The organism is Haladaptatus cibarius D43, assembly GCF_000710615.1.
GTDB classification, from domain to species: domain Archaea; phylum Halobacteriota; class Halobacteria; order Halobacteriales; family Haladaptataceae; genus Haladaptatus; species Haladaptatus cibarius.
In genome coordinates, this window is record NZ_JDTH01000002.1 from 174,318 (window position 1) to 193,539 (window position 19,222).

The 19,222-nt window shown below is 57.5% G+C and carries 24 protein-coding genes and 1 tRNA gene; 10 read left to right on the forward strand and 15 right to left on the reverse strand.

Features of this window, described 5'->3' with window-relative positions:
* Positions 1-79: 79 nt before the first annotated feature.
* A complete protein-coding gene (locus tag HL45_RS06050; RefSeq protein WP_049970252.1) occupies positions 80-574 on the reverse strand; it encodes a chemotaxis protein CheW in 495 nt (164 codons plus the stop codon).
* A gap of 66 nt (positions 575-640) precedes the next feature.
* Positions 641-1,363: a DUF7500 family protein gene (locus HL45_RS06055; RefSeq protein WP_049970253.1), complete on the reverse strand. Its 723-nt coding sequence runs from the start codon at positions 1,361-1,363 to the stop codon at positions 641-643.
* Positions 1,364-1,508: 145 nt separating this feature from the next.
* Here HL45_RS06055 and HL45_RS06060 point away from each other — a divergent pair, with 145 nt between their 5' ends.
* From HL45_RS06060 to HL45_RS06070, 4 genes are all read left to right on the forward strand, one after another.
* Positions 1,509-1,730, forward strand: a complete 222-nt coding sequence (locus tag HL45_RS06060; protein WP_049970254.1) for a helix-turn-helix domain-containing protein — start codon at positions 1,509-1,511, stop codon at positions 1,728-1,730.
* An 89-nt stretch (positions 1,731-1,819) separates the two neighbouring features.
* Positions 1,820-1,990: a hypothetical protein gene (locus HL45_RS21140; protein WP_162833854.1), complete on the forward strand. Its 171-nt coding sequence runs from the start codon at positions 1,820-1,822 to the stop codon at positions 1,988-1,990.
* A gap of 40 nt (positions 1,991-2,030) precedes the next feature.
* A complete protein-coding gene (gene bcp / locus HL45_RS06065) occupies positions 2,031-2,483 on the forward strand; it encodes a thioredoxin-dependent thiol peroxidase (RefSeq protein ID WP_049970255.1) in 453 nt (150 codons plus the stop codon).
* Positions 2,480-2,773 carry a hypothetical protein gene (locus tag HL45_RS06070; RefSeq protein WP_049970256.1) on the forward strand — a complete coding sequence of 98 codons (294 nt, stop codon included), beginning with the start codon at positions 2,480-2,482 and terminating at the stop codon, positions 2,771-2,773. The genes bcp and HL45_RS06070 overlap by 4 nt, the downstream gene beginning before the upstream one ends.
* 133 nt (positions 2,774-2,906) lie before the next feature.
* On the opposite strand, the gene HL45_RS06075 is transcribed toward HL45_RS06070, so the two are convergent.
* The 6 genes from HL45_RS06075 to HL45_RS06100 all read right to left on the reverse strand — a co-directional run bounded on the left by HL45_RS06075 (position 2,907) and on the right by HL45_RS06100 (position 7,432).
* A complete protein-coding gene (locus HL45_RS06075; RefSeq protein ID WP_233274701.1) occupies positions 2,907-3,293 on the reverse strand; it encodes a hypothetical protein in 387 nt (128 codons plus the stop codon).
* A 369-nt stretch (positions 3,294-3,662) separates the two neighbouring features.
* On the reverse strand, positions 3,663-4,088 hold the full coding sequence (locus HL45_RS06080) for a hypothetical protein (protein ID WP_049970258.1): 426 nt from the start codon (positions 4,086-4,088) through the stop codon (positions 3,663-3,665).
* Positions 4,089-4,306: 218 nt separating this feature from the next.
* On the reverse strand, positions 4,307-5,560 hold the full coding sequence (locus HL45_RS06085) for a PH domain-containing protein (protein ID WP_084156812.1): 1,254 nt from the start codon (positions 5,558-5,560) through the stop codon (positions 4,307-4,309).
* 90 nt (positions 5,561-5,650) lie between these two features.
* Positions 5,651-5,724 (reverse strand) — tRNA-Thr (locus tag HL45_RS06090).
* A 17-nt stretch (positions 5,725-5,741) separates the two neighbouring features.
* Positions 5,742-6,218: a GNAT family N-acetyltransferase gene (locus HL45_RS06095; protein WP_049970260.1), complete on the reverse strand. Its 477-nt coding sequence runs from the start codon at positions 6,216-6,218 to the stop codon at positions 5,742-5,744.
* 14 nt (positions 6,219-6,232) lie between these two features.
* A complete protein-coding gene (locus HL45_RS06100) occupies positions 6,233-7,432 on the reverse strand; it encodes a phosphoglycerate kinase (RefSeq protein ID WP_049971920.1) in 1,200 nt (399 codons plus the stop codon).
* A gap of 210 nt (positions 7,433-7,642) precedes the next feature.
* Here HL45_RS06100 and HL45_RS06105 point away from each other — a divergent pair, with 210 nt between their 5' ends.
* The 4 genes from HL45_RS06105 to HL45_RS06120 are packed head-to-tail and all read left to right on the forward strand — an operon-like array spanning position 7,643 to position 11,617.
* Complete coding sequence (locus tag HL45_RS06105; protein ID WP_049970261.1) at positions 7,643-8,758, forward strand: branched-chain amino acid ABC transporter permease; 1,116 nt, start codon at positions 7,643-7,645, stop codon at positions 8,756-8,758.
* Positions 8,755-10,080: a branched-chain amino acid ABC transporter permease gene (locus HL45_RS06110; RefSeq protein ID WP_049970262.1), complete on the forward strand. Its 1,326-nt coding sequence runs from the start codon at positions 8,755-8,757 to the stop codon at positions 10,078-10,080. Before HL45_RS06105 ends, HL45_RS06110 begins: the two co-directional genes overlap by 4 nt.
* Entirely contained in the window at positions 10,077-10,910 is an 834-nt protein-coding gene (locus HL45_RS06115) for an ABC transporter ATP-binding protein (protein WP_049970263.1), read from the forward strand. Before HL45_RS06110 ends, HL45_RS06115 begins: the two co-directional genes overlap by 4 nt.
* On the forward strand, positions 10,910-11,617 hold the full coding sequence (locus HL45_RS06120) for an ABC transporter ATP-binding protein (RefSeq protein WP_049970264.1): 708 nt from the start codon (positions 10,910-10,912) through the stop codon (positions 11,615-11,617). The genes HL45_RS06115 and HL45_RS06120 overlap by 1 nt, the downstream gene beginning before the upstream one ends.
* 46 nt (positions 11,618-11,663) lie before the next feature.
* Here HL45_RS06120 and HL45_RS06125 read toward each other — a convergent pair whose 3' ends face one another.
* The 5 genes from HL45_RS06125 to HL45_RS06145 form a co-directional block, all read right to left on the reverse strand.
* Complete coding sequence (locus tag HL45_RS06125; RefSeq protein ID WP_049970265.1) at positions 11,664-11,930, reverse strand: hypothetical protein; 267 nt, start codon at positions 11,928-11,930, stop codon at positions 11,664-11,666.
* 128 nt (positions 11,931-12,058) lie between these two features.
* Positions 12,059-13,303 carry an ABC transporter substrate-binding protein gene (locus HL45_RS06130; protein WP_368085936.1) on the reverse strand — a complete coding sequence of 415 codons (1,245 nt, stop codon included), beginning with the start codon at positions 13,301-13,303 and terminating at the stop codon, positions 12,059-12,061.
* Positions 13,304-13,491: 188 nt separating this feature from the next.
* Positions 13,492-14,823, reverse strand: coding sequence for an ABC transporter substrate-binding protein (locus tag HL45_RS06135; RefSeq protein ID WP_049970267.1), 1,332 nt, complete (start codon positions 14,821-14,823; stop codon positions 13,492-13,494).
* 101 nt (positions 14,824-14,924) lie between these two features.
* Complete coding sequence (locus HL45_RS06140; RefSeq protein ID WP_049970268.1) at positions 14,925-15,488, reverse strand: CBS domain-containing protein; 564 nt, start codon at positions 15,486-15,488, stop codon at positions 14,925-14,927.
* 97 nt (positions 15,489-15,585) lie between these two features.
* Entirely contained in the window at positions 15,586-16,344 is a 759-nt protein-coding gene (locus tag HL45_RS06145; protein WP_049970269.1) for a GTP cyclohydrolase III, read from the reverse strand.
* A gap of 234 nt (positions 16,345-16,578) precedes the next feature.
* Here HL45_RS06145 and HL45_RS06150 point away from each other — a divergent pair, with 234 nt between their 5' ends.
* Together HL45_RS06150 and udk are read left to right on the forward strand one after the other, a co-directional pair.
* Positions 16,579-17,229 carry a hypothetical protein gene (locus HL45_RS06150; RefSeq protein ID WP_049970270.1) on the forward strand — a complete coding sequence of 217 codons (651 nt, stop codon included), beginning with the start codon at positions 16,579-16,581 and terminating at the stop codon, positions 17,227-17,229.
* A gap of 61 nt (positions 17,230-17,290) precedes the next feature.
* The gene (gene udk, locus HL45_RS06155; protein ID WP_049971921.1) at positions 17,291-18,043 is read left to right on the forward strand and encodes a uridine kinase; all 753 of its coding nucleotides are present in this window, start codon (positions 17,291-17,293) and stop codon (positions 18,041-18,043) included.
* A 28-nt stretch (positions 18,044-18,071) separates the two neighbouring features.
* On the opposite strand, the gene HL45_RS06160 is transcribed toward udk, so the two are convergent.
* Both HL45_RS06160 and HL45_RS21380 read right to left on the reverse strand, forming a co-directional pair.
* Positions 18,072-18,392 carry a DUF5785 family protein gene (locus HL45_RS06160; protein ID WP_049970271.1) on the reverse strand — a complete coding sequence of 107 codons (321 nt, stop codon included), beginning with the start codon at positions 18,390-18,392 and terminating at the stop codon, positions 18,072-18,074.
* 98 nt (positions 18,393-18,490) lie between these two features.
* The gene (locus HL45_RS21380; RefSeq protein ID WP_049970272.1) at positions 18,491-19,111 is read right to left on the reverse strand and encodes a helix-turn-helix domain-containing protein; all 621 of its coding nucleotides are present in this window, start codon (positions 19,109-19,111) and stop codon (positions 18,491-18,493) included.
* Positions 19,112-19,222: the final 111 nt, after the last annotated feature.

Below are 19,222 nucleotides of genomic sequence, written 5' to 3' on the forward strand. Positions count from 1 at the left end.
TTCACCTGCGAGAGGCTTTGAAAGGCGGTAAAATAAATGCTCCCCTGTGATTATCACAGTTGATGTTTGGTTGACGAACTCAGTTGAGGCTGTCAATCATCTTGTCAATATCGACCCAAATGACCAAGTCGAGACCCTCATCGGTCGGTTTCCGGATAATTCCGTGAGCGATTTGGTCGCGAATTCCCCGCGTGCTGAGATTTTCCAACTCGTCGCCCGTGTCGATGTGCTTTTCGGCGTGCGCCGTCACGTCGAGAACTTCGTCCACGCGGATGCCGATTTTCTGCTTGTCGTCCGGACGATCTAAGACGAGTACGCCTTCCCCGCGCTCGTCGGAATCGACCGAAAGGAACTGTTTCGGGTCGATGATGGCCGTCGTCTCGCCGCGCAAATCCATCACGCCCTCGATGGAGTCGGACGTGCGCGGAATCCGCGTGACCCGTTTTACCTCCACGATGCTGTCCACTTGGTCGATATTTATCGCGCAGATGTCGTCGCCGAGTCGAAATTCGACGACCTGCGTCTCCGCAACCGGTTCGCCCTCGTCCACAGGTTCCTGTTCCGTTGCGCTCATAGTCAGCTAGTCTATACATCGAAGTCCGGAACATAAAACCCTCCCCCTGCTATCACGACGGATAATTTACCGGTCGGCTTCCGGCGGGAACACGACGCCGTTCGCGTCCCGAATCGCCTCGAACAGGTCGGCGATGCTGTCGTCCGGCGAGAGGTCGTGCGCTTCGAGGACGCCGCGGAAACAGCGCGGCGAATAGCGCACCCTGACGTTCGACTCCATCAGGAGGATGCCGAGAACGTCTTCGACCGCCGTACTCCTATCGACCTGCTGGGCGTACCACATGAGCAGGCCGTCGAAGACGGTTCCCACGTCGTCGGAAAACATCTGCTGGTGACTGATTGCCCCTTCGGATTTGCTGGAGATATGAAATCCGTAGCGAGAGTCCACGTCGCCCAAGTCTTTTTCCAACCACCTGCGAACGTCGCTGGAATCGATTGTGGACTCTTGTGCCGGTTGCTGCTCTTGCGGTTCTTGTGGCGGTTGCACATCGGTTTCAGCAACATCACCGGATTGTTGCTGTGGCGGATTCGGTGTCGGTTCCGATGCAGATGCAGTCGGCGCGCCAGAATCGGAGAATTGCGTCGATGGCGGGGATGCCGAATCGGATGCAGACGCGGACGTAATCGCCGAGCTATCGGGCGCGTTGGGTACCGACGGTTGCCCTTCGGCACCGATAACGTAGCGTCCCTCGTCTAGCTCGACGACGTTTTCACTGTTCTCGATGTCGAGTTCGTCCGCCGAAAGGACTTTTCCCGTTTCCGTCTCGGATTCGTCCCGCGCTGGCCCCATGCGAGTCCGCTACCACGGGTCGTTACATAAAATCACCGGCAGTTTCCCTCCGTGAGAATACGGGTCGGAAAATCGATGTACTCCCGTATTTCGACAATTGTCGTCACGAAGTTTTATTATTGTCGAATGTTTTGTCCCACATCACATGAGCGTTAGAGCCTCACAGACTGCACCGATACCCGACGAGCTGGCGTCTCCCCGGGCGAAACTCGTCTATCTGTACCTCACGACAGCACGGAGCGCGACGTTGGACGAACTGCAAAACGGACTGGGACTGCCGAAGATGTCACTGTACACCATCGTTCGAACCCTGCGAGAGCGCGAACTGGTGGAACAGGACGGCGAAACGGTTACGTTATCGAACTAGTCTGACTGCTCGTTGTCCCATTTTCCGAACTACTTTCACTTTCACTCCGCTAGGCTCGCCTTCAATAGTTGACCGGACAAGAAACAGACATGAACCTCGAAACGCGAACCATACAACCGGAGCGGCGACCGTGGAACTCAGCAGACGTTTCTGGACTCTCGGCCAACGAAGTTGCAGCGTATGTCCAAGCGTCAACCGAGGAAGGTGCGGTTCACCTCGAACGGAAAGGCGGGCGCACGTTCGTCGTCGCTGGCGACTGACTCCGTAACGCAGTTCGTCGCTCGCTTCGAAGCGACTGTCATGCTCAACCCCGGCCAACAGGCACCATCGTTCGAACTCCCGAATCATGCGGGTGAAACGGTTTCACTCGACGACTTCGACGGCAGAGTCGTCGTCTACTTCTATCCGCGCGCCGACACCGCCGGTTGCACCACGGAGGCGTGTGGCTTCCGCGATTCGTGGGGGGAGTTCGAAAAACGTGGCATCCCTGTCCTCGGAATCAGCGACGACCCGATTTCCGACCTTGACAAATTCCGCGAGAAACACGACCTCCCATTTCACCTGCTCAGCGACGAATCCGGAGCAGTCGCAAGCGCCTACGACTCCTACGGTGAGAAAAACATGTTCGGCAACACCTTCGACGGCGTTTTCCGAAACACGTTCGTCGTCGGTTCCGACGGAAAAATCGAACACGTCTTCGACGATGTCTCGCCCGACGGTCACGCCACGGAAATCCTTTCGACGCTCGAATGACGTACCTCTCACACCCCGTTCGGAGAATGCGCGACGACCCGAGAGACGAATCGGTGACGCTCGTGCTTCGATTGGGCGATGCAGACCCCGAAGGGGTCGAATCGCGCGTCGAAGCACTCGGCGGCGAAGTCGATGCCGAACTCGCGTTCGAGTCTCTGCGCGTCGTCGTTCCCCAGGAATCCGTCGCCGACCTCTGTGAAATCGACGACTTGGATGCCATCGAAACCGCCGCCACGCTCGGCATCGGGTCGGGCGATACGGAAGAGGACACGGAGTTAGACGATGTCTAAGCCGACAGTAGGAACTGTCGAAAATGACTATCTAAACGAGATGGCCGTTCCGGACACCCGGATGTCCCCTCGAACGACAGTACATTCCATGCCTATCGATACACCGTCGAGGGTCAAAATTTTCGGGGGTGGTCTAATCGCTTCTTACGTGCGTCACCTCGACCATCAGGTCGGGGTGGTTTGCTTCGGGATAGCGCAGCGTCCACGAGCGGTCGAACTCGATACCTCGGTGGTGGCCCTTCAACAGGAGGTCGCCGAGCACGTCGCGGAAATCCTTGACGACGGCCTGCTCCGGCGGTTTCGTCGGCTGTGGTGGGTTCATTAGTACTTCTGTCCCACCCTTTTCCAAATGCGTAATTTCGACCATCAGGTCGGACAGGTCGTCGTCTGGATAGCTGAACGTCCACGAGCGGTCGAACCGGCGGTCGTTTTTGTACGCCGTACTCAACACCATTTTCAGCGTACTCCGGAACTCCTCGGGGGAGGCCATCCAGAGGGGGACGCTCTGGGTGCGGCTCATAAAAAACGGACAGGCACCGTATCGGTATAAAACCGGCCGATAGTTGTGGGCGGTCGGTCGGCCAACAACAGTTCACAAAGCGGGACGCGACGTTAAGAGCAGATTAATTCTGTCTCCCGATGGTTGTGTCGTCTGAATTAGTCGTTTCTGTAGTGAGAACATATCCCGGTTGCGTCCTGTGAATCAACAATAAATGGTTTGGCAGACGTCATCAGAATTCGGGTCGAACAGTTGAGAGATATGAAAGTATGTCTGAAGTGATTTTATTTTAAACCTGTCCTCACATCGAAGATGATGCTGACGCGTTCGATTACACGAACCGACAGTGTCGTCGTTGAGATACGCAGAACGGAGGAACGACCGCGAGTTTCAGCAATCGAGAGTCGTTCCGTCGCGTGGGTTGCCCTCGGCGTCCGTTCCTTTGGTTCGGTACGTTTCGTCGTCGGTCACGAGGTACGCCGCTTTGACGAGATAGTCGCGGTGTTCGTCGGGTTCGTCGCCCGACGATTTTGTCACGCCGAACGCCGTCTCCAGTTTCACGTATTCACCCTCGGAGCGCGCTTCGGTTTCGATAACTTGTGGCTCCAGCGAGTCGCCTATCGTCTCGTCGTCATCGACAATCTCGCGTTCGATGTACTGGCGCTCGCATGCTTTGACGCGGTTTTCGACAGCGTTGTCGGAGTCGGTCGGCGTGGATTCGTCCGAGTCGCCAGAATCGGTCGTTGTTGGTGAACGATCTCCTTCTGTCTCAGTAAGACATCCAGCAGTTGTAATGACGATGATGCTGCCTATCAAAGCTCTCCGATTCATGTTTATATTCAAATATTTTATAATAAGATTTTCCGATATGGTAAATCGTTCGGTACTGTCTACTTGAGTTAGTTTGAGGAACGAGCAGGTGGTTGAGTAGCTTGTTTAGAGGTTCTCGCAATCCTGCTCAGCGAAGGTTTAGAAGAAATTTGGAAGAACGAGCGGACGATGACGCCGACGGCGAGTCACGGTGAACGAAGAGATTATCGAATGCGATGTTTCACATCCTCGTGAATGGCGTGTCCCTCGGGAAGGTTGGCGAGTCGAATCCGCCGACCGTCTTTTGTTTCGAGTTCTATCGTCCGCGTTCCGAGTCGGCGGTCGATACGCCCCTGCTGAATCGAAATCTCGGTAACATCCCGAAATTCGAGTCGCCACTGCACTTCGGTCAACCACTCGTCGTACCCCACGATTTCGTCGTCGTACACACGATAGGTCATGTGACCGTATTCGGCGACGTACTCTGCGGTTTTCACCGGAACGAACGCGACAGTGAGAACAACTGTCGTAATCGCCATCACCCCGGCCATCCACCACAGGTCGCTTCCGACCGCAAGAATCCCCGCGAAACTGACGACCCACAGCGGCCCGAGCAGGCCGTAGTACCAGTATTTCATCAAATCGGACAGGAATGCGCGAGCGACACCCGCTCGGGCAACGGTTTCACGATTTGCGGAGATTTCGATACTCGGTTTCCCCTCCGGCGATTCGATACAAGTGGGTTCTATCCAGTTCGGTTCGTCTCGAAAATACCGCGTCACTCGGTTCCAGTGTTTCGGGATTCGACCGGGACGGTGGCGAAGCAGTTCGTAGCCGAGTTTCACCAGCACGAATAGCACGAATATCGTCGGTGGGGAGGCCCTGTCGGCGGCCATCAACAGCACCAAGCCGCCGACGAAGAGGAAATACTGTCCCGCCTGCTGGTACAGACCGAGGTCGGAAACCCTTTCGAACTGTCGCCGTCCGAGGGAGGCCTCCCGAACCACGATTCCACGACTGACGAAACAACAGCCAGCGACGAACAGCATCGTCACCGTCGAAAGTTTCGTGAGAGCGCCGAAACTGAGCCATCCGAGTGGGTCGAGCGCGAGTGAGAGAATCACCAGCGGTACTGCGCCGCCGAGGAGGAGGCGAACTGCTGTCGAAGCGTTCCGCGGATACACTGGTGGGTAGCCCCCCGCGATTTCGAGTTCCCCGATTTTCCGCCTGAATCCCTCGAACTGAAGCACTTCGTCTTCGAGTGCCAACGCTTTTGTGGGGTCGTGCGTTCGTTCTGCGAACAGGATTTCCACCGCAGACCAGAAGAGAACTGTCCAGATTTCTAGCCAGTACAGCAGTTGAAGGGTTCCGAAATGCCAGTTCAAAAACGCGAGGCCCATCAACGGAAGGAGGGTTGTCAGGATGAGCGCAAGCAGTGGCCGTGTGGTGGATGGCTTCGCGTTCAGACTCCGATTCATGGACTGTATTCAAGGTTACGTCGATTATGTGATATTTCGTCCGATTTTGAGATAACACTCAACGAAATGGATCCTGAACAAAGAGTTTGAAGCCAAGGGTGGGATTTGAACCCACGTATTCTCGATTACAAATCGAGTGCTTGAACCACCCAAGCTCCCTTGGCGCAGATGGTGATTGTGGCTACTCCTTTGAGTGGTTATCGTTTTCGACCGATTTTTCCAGCTCGATTCGATGCGGTTCGTACCCCCGACTTTGGTACAGTCTTCGGGCGTTTTTGTTCTTCGCCATCACTTCCAAGGCCAACCGCTCGGCCCCGCGCTCGACGAGTGCCGTTTCGGCGGCGTCCAACAGTTCCGAACCGATTCCCGAATCGCGGTGTTCGGGTTCGACGTAGACGTTCTGGATGATGCCGCGAGTCGTCGCCTGTTCGTACATCCCCGATTGCAGGTCGAACATCACGAATCCGACGATGTCAGTCTCACGGGCAACGAGCAGGGTGTTTTCGATGACGTGCCGAGCGACGCTGTCGCGGATAGTGTCGCGGTTCTCGTCCGGAAGAAAATGTGAACCGTGCGCACGTTGGTCGCACGCGAGTTCGACCCAGAGGTCGGTGACGGTGTCCATGTCCCCGCTCGTCGCCGCCTCTATCGTGACCATTTCTGCTGTGCTAGCTATCGTGAGAGTGCTTCCACCGCGGGGAGCGGGTCGCCGGTCAACATCCGAAGGCACGCGCCGCCGCCCGTGCTGACGTGGTCGAATCCGGACAGGCCGAACTTCCGAATCGCGGCCGCGGTGTCGCCGCCGCCGACGATGCTGTACTCGGCGTTCACGGCTTCGGTGTACAGTTCTCTGGTTCCGTCGGCGAAGGTGTCGTCCTCGAAGACGCCTGCTGGCCCGTTGAGGATGACGGTTCCGGCATCCCGGAGAATTTTCGAATAGGCGGTGATGGTGGCGTTGCCGATGTCCATCGCACCCTCGTCTTCTTTCGGCGGGAAGTCGCCGCGCGTGATTTCCGCACGTTCGCCGTCGCGGGAGACTGCCGCGTCTTTCGGCAGGTGAATCTTATCGCTGTAGGCTTCGAGGAGGTCTGCGGCGTCGTCGATGTAGTCCCAGTAGCCTTGGTCGTGGATAAAGTCCGCGCTGGCGTCACCGAGGTCAGCACCGTCGGCGAACAGGAAGACGTTGCCGACGACGCCCGCCGTCAGGACATGGTCTGCGAGGTCGCGCTCCAGCACGTTCTTTGCGACGGCGATGGAGTCGGATACTTTCGCACCACCGACGACGTACACCCGCGGGCGAGGTGTCGCGTCGATGTCGCCGAGGACGTCGAGTTCGTTCTCCATGACTCTGCCGACGTAGCCCGGAAGCCGCGTCGGAAAGCCGACGAGCGAGGGCTGAGAGCGATGGGCCGCCGCGAATGCGTCGTTGACGTAGGCGTCGAGTTCGGGAACCAGACGGTCAACCAGATGGGTTTCGGCGGCCTCTTCGGCCGGGAACTCCATGTACTCCTCGCTGTAAAAACGGGTGTTTTCGAGGACGACCGCTTCGCTCTCGCGGAGGTTTGTGACCGCTGTTCGCGCATCGCCCGAGAATGTCGCGTCGCAGTGGGAGACGGGGTAGGATAGTAGTTCGTCCAGTCGCTCCGCGTGCGGGGAGAGGCTTGCGAAATCGTCGCTCCCGGGCCGCCCTTGGTGCGCGAGAATCGCCACCTTACCGCCGCGTTCCAACAGTTCCGAGAGGGTATCGACGTGCGCCCGGAGTCGCGCGTCGTCGGCGAGGTCACCGGACTCGGTCAACGGACTGTTGATGTCGATGCGCACGCCGAGGGTCGTCCCTTGGACGGCGAGGTCGTCCAGGGTCTGAATAGGCATACCTGTGCCTCCAACACCGCTCGGCATATGTGTGTCGGTAGCTGGTACTGAAAATAAACACACTTTCGAGTAAACAGTGGAAAAACAAAAGAATCGGACATAATTGTCGAACAATCGGAAGTATGCCGCCGTTACCGAAATTCGCCCGGTGACTCTGTCGGAAAGGTTTAATAGTTTGACCGGAACCGATTATCGTGTGGAGAGTTACCAATGGACGGCGTAAATGAAACCTATTCACGTGGACGACGCCTCGTTGTCGAGCGACCACTGCTCGTGGTTGTCGGCCTCTTTGCGGCGCTTCTCGTCGTGGATTTCGTAAGCCGCCTGCTATCCGGCGACCTACTCGTGTCCGACGTCGGTTCGCTCGTCTGGAGCGGACTCATGCGCGGACTCATTATTGGCCTTGCCGGAATCGGGCTATCGATGACGTACAGTATTCTGAACTTCGCCAACTTCTCTCACGGCGATTACATCACGAGCGGCGCGTTCACCGGTTGGGCGGTAACGTATCTCGTATCCGGGTTCAGCCAATCCAGCCTTCCGGGCTTGCTGTTGGTCGGAGCGGGCGGAACGGTGTACGCGAGCGACCTCAACATAACCATTGCGACGACGCCAATCGCGGTCATTTTGGGACTCGTTCTCGCCGGGCTGGGAACGATTGCACTTGCACTGTTCATCGACCGCGTGGTATACAGACCGATGCGCGATGCGGGCGGTATCGCCCTGCTCATCACCAGCGTCGGCGTGGCGTTCATGCTTCGATACCTCATCGTGTTCGTCTTCTCGACGCAGAACCGCGGCACGACGGCGTCACAGGAGATACCTTCGTGGCGGCTTCTGCTCTGGGACGGAACCGTTCCCGTCACTGCACACGACCTCACCTTGCTCGTTTCGACGGTGGGGCTGATGGTCGGCGTTCACGTCCTGCTTCAGCGAACGAAACTCGGCAAGGCGATGCGCGCCATGGCCGACAACGAAGACCTCGCGCGAATCACCGGGATTCCGACCGAGCGCGTCATTCGCTGGACGTGGATAATCGGCGGCGGCCTGACCGGGGTCGCTGGCTACCTGATGGTTCTCTGGACGGGAACCATCGACTTCCAGTTCGGTTGGCTCCTGTTGCTCCCGATTTTCGCCGCGGTCATCCTCGGCGGCATCGGGTCGATTTACGGCGCGATTCTCGGCGGGTTGGTCATCGGACTGACATGGGACTTGGCCATCATCTGGATTCCGGGTGAGTTCGGCCGGGCCGCCGCGTTCGGCATGATGATTCTCATCCTGCTGTTTAAGCCGCAGGGACTGTTCGCAGGGAGGACGACCGCATGAGCGCGAGTTTCCGCGATTTCGAAGTCAGCGACACGATGCTCATCATCGGCGCGCTTCTCGGCCTGTACGCGCTGTACCTCCTCGCCGGGTCGGCGCTCGGCTACTCGTTCCGCGGCCAGTTGAACTCCCTCGCGCGCCTCACGTTCCTCATTGCGGTGTACGGAATGTTGGCGCTCGCGTTGAACCTACAATGGGGATACACCGGGCTGTTCAACATCGGCATCGCGGGATTCATGGCTGTCGGATTGTATACGATGGCCATCGTCTCGAAACCACCGGCAAGCGCGACTGCAGGGGCCGCGACCGTGTCCGGACTTGGCCTGCCTCTCTGGGTCGGCATCATCGCCGGAATGCTCGCGGCGGCGCTTCTGGGCTTGCTCATCGCGCTTCCGGCGTTACGGTTACGGGCCGACTATCTCGCCATCGTGACCATCGCGATGTCCGAAATCGTTCGGTTCACCGTGATGTCGAACCAGTTCCAGAACGTCGTGATATTCGGCAGAAACCTCGGAACCGGCGGCGGTCGCGGTCTGCTGTTGAACTACGACGACCCACTGCAACCGCTGTTCGACAGCGCCCCCTACGCGGCGGTGGAGAACGCGCTGAATCCGCTCGTGGGCGGCAGTGTCGGGCCGGTACTCGATTCGCTAACTTACGCAATCATCCTGATGGGATTCGTCGCCGGATTCTACTGGTTGCTCAAGCGAACCGGCGAATCGCCGTTCGGTCGTGTTCTCAAGGCCATCCGGGAGGACGAGGAGGTTGCGAACGCCCTCGGCAAGGACACCGACCGGTTCAAAATCAAGTCGTTCATGCTCGGGTGTGCACTGATGGGACTGGCTGGCATCCTCTGGCAACTCCGGCAGGGTGCCATCACGCCGACATCGTTCAGACCGCAGGTGACGTTTTTCGTCTGGTTGGCCCTCATCATCGGCGGTGCGGGGTCGAACACCGGTAGCGTTCTCGGTGCGGCGGTGTTCGCCGGTCTGCTGTTCCAAGGGCCGCTGTACCTGAAGAACATCATTCGGCAGGTGTACGACGTTTCGGCGTCGCCGAACACGTTCGCCGACGCAATCGGCCCGGTATTCGCGGGCAACATCACGCCGTTCGTCGCGTACACCATCAACAACATCAACGCGTTGCAGTTGGTCATCATGGGCGTCGTGCTCATTTTGATAATGCAACGCCGCCCTGAGGGCGTGCTCGGCCACCGCAAGGAGGAGGCCGCGAGCATTCCGCTCTCGCGTCCGCGCAGTGGCGGTGGCACGCCTGAACCGAAACCCGCGACTGACGGTGGCGAACAAGGAGGTGACGGACAATGACTGCAAGCGAATCCGAACAGAGAGAAACGCTCGACATCGGGCGTGAAACGGTGGATTTGAGCGAAACGCCGCTTCGAGTCGAAAATCTCCGCAAGACGTTCGGCGGAATTACTGCGGTTGACGGCGCGACGTTCTCCGTCGAACAGGGGTCGTTCACCGGACTCATCGGGCCGAACGGGGCCGGAAAATCGACCACGTTCAACCTCATCACCGGCGTCTATCAACCGGACGGCGGCGCGGTGTACTTCGACGACGAGGACATCACCGGACAGCGCCCGTACCAAATCGCCAATCGCGGACTGGTGCGGACGTTCCAAATCGCCCGCGAACTCGCGGAGATGACAGTGCTCGAAAACATGATGCTCGCGCCGAAAGCGCAGGAGGGCGAGAAACTCTGGCGGTCGGTGACGCCCGGACTTCGAGGCAGCGTCGAACAACAGGAAGAAGAAGTCCTTTCTCGCGCGTGGGAAATGCTCGATTTCTTCGAAATCGAGCATCTCGCGGGTGAATATGCGGGCAACCTCTCCGGCGGCCAGCGAAAACTGCTGGAGATGGCGCGGGCGCTCATGACCGACCCGCAGATGGTTCTACTGGACGAACCGCTGGCGGGCGTCAACCCGTCGCTTGAAAAGAAACTGCTGAAACACGTCCACGAACTGCGCGAACGTGGCTACACGTTCCTGCTCGTGGAACACGACATGGACGTTATCATGAACAACTGCGAACACGTCATCGTGATGCACCAAGGCAAGGTGCTCGCCGAGGGCGAACCGGCGGAAATCCGCTCGAACGAGCAGGTCATCGACGCCTATCTGGGGGACGAAGTCTGATGGCACTCCTCGAAATCGACAGCCTCGACGCGGGGTACGGCGAAGACTTGCAAATCCTCGACGACGTGGATATGCGCGTCGAAGATGGCGAGTACGTCACCATCGTCGGGCCGAACGGGGCCGGGAAATCGACCGTGATGAAATCCGTCTTCGGACTGACGACCTACATGGGCGGAACGGTCACCTTCGAAGGAACCGAAATTCAGCGGAAGACGCCGGAGCAAATCATCCACCAGGGACTTGGCTACGTCCCGCAGAACGACAACATCTTCGGGTCGCTCTCCGTGCAGGAGAACTTGGAGATGGGCGCGTACATTCTAGACGAAGTGCCGGACGACGCGCTTTCCGAGGTGTTCGAACGCTTTCCGATTCTCCACGAGCGCAGGGAACAGAAGGCCGGAACGATGTCCGGCGGCCAACAGCAGATGCTCGCCATGGGGCGGGCGCTGATGCTCGACCCCGACTTGCTGATGCTTGACGAACCGAGCGCGGGATTGGCTCCCGACCTCGTGGCCGAGATGTTCGACAAGGTTGACGAAATCAACGACTCCGGCACCGCGATTCTGATGGTCGAGCAGAATGCGAAGGAGGCTCTACGGCGCTGCGACCGCGGCTACGTCCTCGTACAGGGTGGCAACCGGTTCATGGACACTGGAGACGCCCTGCTGGCCGACGATGAGGTCAGACAGGAGTTCCTCGGCGGCTAACCCCGATTTTCTTTCACTGAAACGGTGCTTTGCCCGGTCGTTCAACTCAGTACAATCCGGGCGTAACTATCTCCGAACGTCCGTATTTCATCGTGAAAACGCCCATTCCTGCCAGAAACAAACCGGTGACGCTCACGACGAACTGTACGATTGGCATGCTCAAGAATGACTGTTCAAGTACTACTCCGAAGTCACACATAAATGACACTCTCCCGGTCAGTCCAAAAGAAAAGAGTACCGTTGGCGCAAGACCAATCGTAATCATGAGTATTCCCAAGACAGCGCCGCTGAAGTCCGAATCTCCGGGAGCCATTTACTGACAGTACAACACGCTGTCGCTTCTGCCTTTTTATTAGCCGATTCGCTCGAACTCCGATGTGAACGCCACCTTTCGAATCGCGAGAATCGCGACGAAAAACGGCGTGGTGAATCCGATTTCCGTTACCCGCCCAACGCCTGATTGATGACCGACGTGTACGACGATTCGCCGATGTTGAACGCGACTTGGTTGTTGACCTGTCCGTCGTGGTCTTGCTGGAACGACTGCGAGAACTGTTCGGACAACTGTTGGCCGTAGTCGTTGTTCACGAACAGGGTGGAAGCGGATTGTGCGCCGAGTCGTTCGGCCGCGACTTGTGCCATCACTTGCCCCTGAAGCAGGTCGCTCGGTGCGGTTCGGAAGACGTAGTCGTTGTCCTGCAAGCGCGAGACGGTAATCGCGGTACTGGACGGTGAACAGCCGACGATTTCGTTCGGGATGTACACCTCGCTCGAAACCGGGATGTTGTTCCCCGACGATGCCGGGCCGGAGATGGCCGGATAGCCCGCGTTGACGAGCGCGTTCGCACCCGAGAGTGCCGGTTGTCTGGATGTTTGCGTGTCTTCGACCTGCGTTTCGACTTGCAGGTCTACGTCGGCCTGATTCACCTGCTGAATCGGGATTCTGGACGCTTGAATCATGGGCGTCCCGACGGAGCCGAGGTCGCCGGTTTCCGGAAGCAGGATACCGACTCTGATGGTTCGTCCGGTTCCGCCGGGTGCGTTGTTCGCGCTCGGCCCGCCCGCGTTGCTCTCGAATCGCCGCGTGTTCACGGTTCTGATGCCGTCCTCGGTCTGCGGCGCGAACTGCCACACGTCGTAAGATGCCGCGGCGGGGTCGCCGTTCTGATCGAAGTTGGTCGTACTCGATGCTCCTTGGTAGTTGATGTCGTCTCCGTTCGCGGCGGCTTGAACTCCCTCCACAAAGTTCTGTGGGCCGTACTCCTGCCCGCCGGGGTTAGCGATTCGGCGCATCTGTTCGCGGATGGCCGACCCGGTGTTCTCGCCTGCTGCGGCGTTCGCCAGAATCAGGATTGCGACCGAATCGTAGGACTGCGAGGTGAACACGCCCGGTGGTTGGTTGTACTGGTCTTGGAACAGTTGATTGAACGCATCTTGGTTCGGTCCGGCGGCGGCGGGTGCGGTTCCGGTGACGTTCTGCATGTCGTTGCCGACTTCCTGCGGAAGCGTCGATGACTGTAGGCCGTCCGGAACGAGAACGTCGAGGTTCTGTCCGGTTGCGTACAGGTCGCGGAACAACTGAATGCCGCTTTGCGGATAGCCGATAATAGTGAGCATATCCGGGCCGCCGTCCTGTTGGAGCGACCCCATCAGGCCAGCGGTCGTCGCGACACCTACGCCACCCATCCCCCGAAGGTAGGTGCGACGGTCGATTTTGTGTCTCATACCCGGGGGAACTGTCGTCGTTCTGCAGGAAAAGTCTATTTTAAACTATCGTTATAGATTTTGGTCGATTCATCCCTCCGTTACCGATACAACAGGTGTCAGAATCGATGACCGTTTTTACAGAGCGGCGTCCAGCGGGGAGAACGGAATTAGTTCGAATCCGTCGCTTTGTTGATGACGGAGGTGTAGGAGTTTTCGCCCTTGTTGAACGACACTTTGTTCAGGATTTCGCCGTCCTGTTCTTCCGTGAATGCCGAGGAGAACTTCTCGGATAACTGCTGGCCGTAGCTGTTGTTCACGAACAGCGTCGAGGCGGTGCTGCCGCCGAGTCGCTCGGCGGCGACCTGTGCCATAACTTGTCCCTGAAGCAGGTCGCTCGGGGCTGTGCGGAAGACGAAGTCGTTGTCCTCCAAATTCGTCACCGTGAGCGCCGTGCTCGACGGCGAACAGCCGACGATGCTCTGTTTGGTGAACACCTGTTTGCTCACCGGGATGAAGTTTCCGGACGAAGCAGGGCCACAGATGGCCGGGTAGCCCGCGCTGACGAGTGCGTTCGCACCGGAAAGCGAGGCCTGTTTCGTGGTTTGTGAATCCTCGACTTGCGAGTCAACTGTCACGCTGATTCCCGCGTCGTTCACCTGTTGAATCGGCAAGTTCGCCGCCTGAATCATCTGGCTCCCGACGGAACCGAGGTCGCCGGTTTCCGGAAGCAGAATACCGACCATGATTTCACGGTCTTGGCCGCCGGGCGAACTGTCCGCCATGTTGCCACCAGCGTCGCCGTCGAAGTTGATGGTATCGACGGTTTCCGAACCCGCATCCGTATCCGGAGCGAACTTCCACACGTTGTAAGCCGCGGAGGCCGGGTCGCCCTTCTCGTTGAAATCGACCACACTGGATGCGCCCTGATAGTTGATGTCCTCACCGCGTGCCGCGGCTTCGACCGCTTCCACGAAGTTTTCGGGGCCGAACTCCTGCCCACCGGGGTTGGCGACTCGACGCATCTGGTCGCGTATCTTTTGACCATCGTTCGCACCCGCCGCCGCGTTGGCGAGGATGAGGATGGCAACCGCATCGTAGGAGTGTGCGGTAAACACGCCCGGCGCGCTGTCGTATTCGTCGCGGTACATCTCCGTGAACGCCTCTTGATTCGGCCCGGAGGCGGCCGGAGCGGTTCCGGTGACGTTCTGCATGTCGTTGCTGACCTCCTTCGGGAGGTCAGCGTCGAGCAGTCCGTCGGGAACGATAATGTCGTGGCTTCCGTCGGTGTTTTTGTAATAGTCGCGGAACAGTTGGATACCGCTTTGCGGGTAGCCGATAACGTTGATAACGTCCGGGCCACCACCGTTTCCGCCGCCATTTCCGTCTCCATTGCCATCACCATCTCCAGCGCCGCCACCGCCGATACAGCCCGCAAGACTGGCGATTCCAGCGGTTCCGACACCTTTCAAAACGTCACGTCGTTCGATACCATATCTCATGGATAGAGATGGGTATCGACTCATGGAATATAAAACTACCTTTCGAGATTTTTAAAATTCGGCTCGATAGACGCTATTTGCAGAAGATGTCGCCGAGCTATCTAGTATTCGCGGCAGTCGGTACAGACCAGTTGGCCGTTGACGTTCGCTAGTTCCCGCGTGAGTTTGCCACAGACCTCACAGATGCTTTGCCCTTCGTATTCGGTGTCGCCGCCGTTCGTTTCCATCGTTCCGACGAGTTCGGCGTCGCTCACCTCCGGTTCGGGAGAGGACGTAATGCTCGACGGCGATGCCGAGGCAGAAATCACGTCCCGTTCGGTGAGCAGGCCGACCATCTCGTCGTCGCGGGTGACGACGAGCCGTCTGATTCCCTGTTGTGCCATTACCCCCGCGGCGTCGGCGAGACTGCGGTCTGCCCGCATCGAGACGACAGGACTCGTCATCGCGTCGGCGACGGTGGTTTCGGTAGCATCTCTTTCGTCTGCGACGAGGCCGACGACGTCCGATTCGGTCATGATTCCCACCGGTTCGCGTCCCCGAAGGACGACGACGCTCCCCACGCCTTCCGTCTGCATGAGTTGTACTGCGCCGAGAACGGAGTCAGATTCACTGACCCCCACGTATTCGCGGGTCATCATATCCCGGATTGTGACTTCAGCGTCCATATGTGAACGTTTGACACAACTATGCTAAAAGCTATCCCCGGCACCTTTATTCCCGTCTCCCGCGAATATCTACGGTCTGCCGCCAGAGTCCAGTTCGTTACTGGAACTCCACGTTACTGCCGTCCGCGCGACACGTTTCGAGCGCGTGCTTTGCCGCCATTCCGGCATCCTGCGGAACGCGACCGTTGCCGACGCCAACTTTCAGTTCGACTTCCACCGTGTCCCGAACGTGTCGAATGGCGTCTTCGTATTCGGCCTCGTCCAATTCCGGGCAAACCGCGATGACGTTGTCGCCGCCGACGAAGAAAGAGAGGGAATCGTGGGCTTCGCGCATGTACCTCATCAGTTCCGCATAGCCCTGCTCGATGTGAATGAACGAGTCGAAGGCGTTCACTTCGTCGGTGAAGTTGCCGGTCATGTCGTTCACGTCGAAATGCGCGATTTGGATGTCGTCGTCGGTTCGGAACTCCTCGTCAATTGTCCGTCCGCGAAGGATTTCCCGACGTGACTTGTCCTGTGCGCTTCCCGCGTCCTGCAACTGTTCGGTTGCGTCGGCGAGCGCCTGCACTGGGCTGGTTCCGGTGGCGACACCGAGGCTGACCGTCACCGGGTAGCGGTTTCCGACCGATTCTTGTACGAGCGCGTGGTCGTCCATCGACAGGCCGTTGGTCACCGCAATCATGTTGTCGAACCGGGTGAAAAAGACGTAACCCTGCCGATTGCCGATGAGTTGCGAGAGGTCGGCGTACAGACGCGATTGGAGCGTCTGGAGGTCTACTTCCCGGCGCGGTTCCGGCGTCACGGTCCACGGACCGTAGTTGTCGATTTGAACCAACGTAATCTGGGCGTTCGTCACTGTTGGCTGTGGGTTTGACGTACTGGCCTATAAGTTGTCCTAATCGTGATTTGCGTCTCAGAAATGAGAACCGTTAGTGATACCTTATCGAGTAGTATCTACAACTACATTAACATTTATATATATGAGTAAAAAGAGGATTGCAAGCAAGGACAGGGTCAACACGGTCAGCAATCCATTCCAACCTAGTGTATTATCGAGAATTTATTTATATTAAATAAATAAGTTCATAAAATGCAGCCACTAGAATCCCTTGCTTGCCCAACAGCCGGGCCGATACCTGCGCTGGGAACGTTGCTGCTCTACGTCGGTAGTGCTATTCTACTGTATTCGATTTCAATTGTAGCATCGTTTTCAACTGGTGTGTTTCTCACGGAAGTTGGATTTTTAAATCGAGTTAGTGGACAGAGGTCTAGTTCAGAACTGAACGACAGTGAACCGACCATATTTGACTGGTCTCGCCAGTTCGAAATGGTAATTCTGTACGGTGGTGGTGCTATATCACTCCAAACCGTATACGGATTTACGTGTCCTGTAGACAGTTCTATTCCAATACTAACCCACGTTTTACAGAACGTCAGTTTTCAAATCGGATTGTTGGTTCTACTGGTCACGCTGTTGCTTCACGGGGGCGTGAGTCACCTCTCAAATCGCTTTGATTTTATCGAACGTTACCAGCAGCATATGAAAGGAGTGCTACTGATTTTGGTTATCGCATTTTCGGTGTATCAAGCTCCTTTTTCTTTATTCACACTTTTCCTGTTCTTTGTGGCAATCACCGTCAAGTTGGTTCAAACAGATTCGTGGTCCATCCGGATTTTGATGGCTTTCTGCTGGCTCTACCTACTAATTGGCTTCGTGCTGGCTGTCCTCTATATTTTCTAACCATATGAATCGCCCGGTGAATTTCGAGAGATTCAAACATCCGTTCCACCTGTTCCCCACAATGACCATTCCGTCGTTCGTTATCGGCATCGCCGGGGGAACCGGTGCGGGAAAAACCACCGTTGCCCGCGAGGTAACCGAGGACGTGAGCGACTCCGTCACTCGCATTCCGATGGACAACTACTACGAAGACCTCTCACACCTCAATTTCGAGGAGCGCGCGGAAGTCAACTACGACCACCCCTCGGCGTTCGAGTGGGAACTGCTCCGCGACCATCTCGATGAACTCCTCTCCGGTCAGACCATCGAGATGCCCCAGTACGATTTCACGATTCACAACCGGAAAGAAGAACGCGTCACGGTCGAACCGACCGACGTGGTGATTCTCGAAGGGATTCTCGCCCTCTACGATTCGGAAATCAACGAGATGCTGGATTTGCAAGTGTACGTCGAAACCGACGCCGACGTTCGCATCCTCCGGCGAATCGAGCGCGACGTGGTAGACCGCGAGCGCGACCTCGAAGGCGTCATGAACCAATATCTCTCGACGGTGAAACCGATGCACGAGCAGTTCGTCGAACCGACGAAAAAGCACGCCGACCTCATCATTCCGGAAGGTGCGAATCGCGTCGCCGTCAACCTGCTTGAGGAGAAAGTACAGGCAGAAGCCAGAAGCCATCCGACGTGGAACGTAGACGAGGAACTGAACCTTTCTGACGACCACGCAGACAGGGATAGCCGACGCGTGCCGCAGACTGCCGCGACATCCGACGGTAGCGGAGAACGGTGGCACTCGGCGGAAAATCGAGAGTAGGTAGGGTTAGTCCGCTGATTCGCGGTTCTCAGGCTCGTTTCTTTTCCGGGTTTTCGCCGACCGGGTGGTAGTCCCAGAAGCCACCGGAACGCATTGCGGCACCGACGCCGCGGTGGAAATTCACAATCGTCTCGTACTCTGCCGGTTCGACGTGCTCGAAGATGTCGGCGACGCTCACGACGCTCTTGTAGTTGATGCGAATCGGTTCGTCTGCGTGTTCCTCGGCGAATTCCTCGCTGGAAAGCGGGAAATCCTCGTCTTCGTCCAGTTTCTTTGCGAGGATTGCGAGTCCGTACTTCCGTCCGCCCTCGCTCCCTTCCTCGCCGTCTGGGTCGTGGGGCCAGTCCATGTTCGCACGTCAGTCCGGGGGGACGAAAAGGATTCCCTTCCGTCGTCAGCTCGCGGGTATCTATACACGACTGTCGTTCGACGACGACTGCCCACTTTTTACGAGACTGCGATGGTCACGGCGAAGTCGCTCCGAGATGGCCTGATGGGACACCCCAATTCGTCCGCGAGGTCTTCCGTGGTTGCGTTCCGTGGAATGTCGTAGTAACCGCGGTCGATTGCGGTTTGGAGCGTTTCGTACTGCTGTGTCGTGAGTCCCCGCGAATTTTCGGTCAGCGTCGTCTGCTCGTGAACGTTTTGGATTTCGACGGGGTATCCGGCATCGCGGCACGATTCGTAGACGGAAGAAAGCGCGTCTCGGTCACCAGATTGGATTCGAAACCGCCACTCGCTGTTCGCCGCATGCGCGGCGAGAACTGTCGTATCACTTTCCGCCAGCAGATGAACAATTTTTCGACCGGTTTCACACCAGTTCATCCAGAACAGTCCGCGGTTGCCACGAGTCGTAAGAAGGGTAACATCGGTAACAGAGGGGTCGGTTTCCAACGCCGACTGAAGAACTGCAATATCCGACGCAGTCGCCTGCATCTGCGGCATAACGTGTTCGGCATCGTGTGCGACGACTCCCACGATTTCGAATCTGGCTCCGGGGATTCGGGAGAACGCTTCGCGGAGCGCAAATTCGCTCGCCGGGAGTGCAATTTCGGCAATCGTACTCACCCGAAGGAAATGAAAGAGAACCCAATTCCCTTTTCTGCTTGCCAAATCATGTACGTTTAAATCGGACCGTCTATTTCGGTCGGAATAGTTCGAGAGAATTGCACTTTAGTA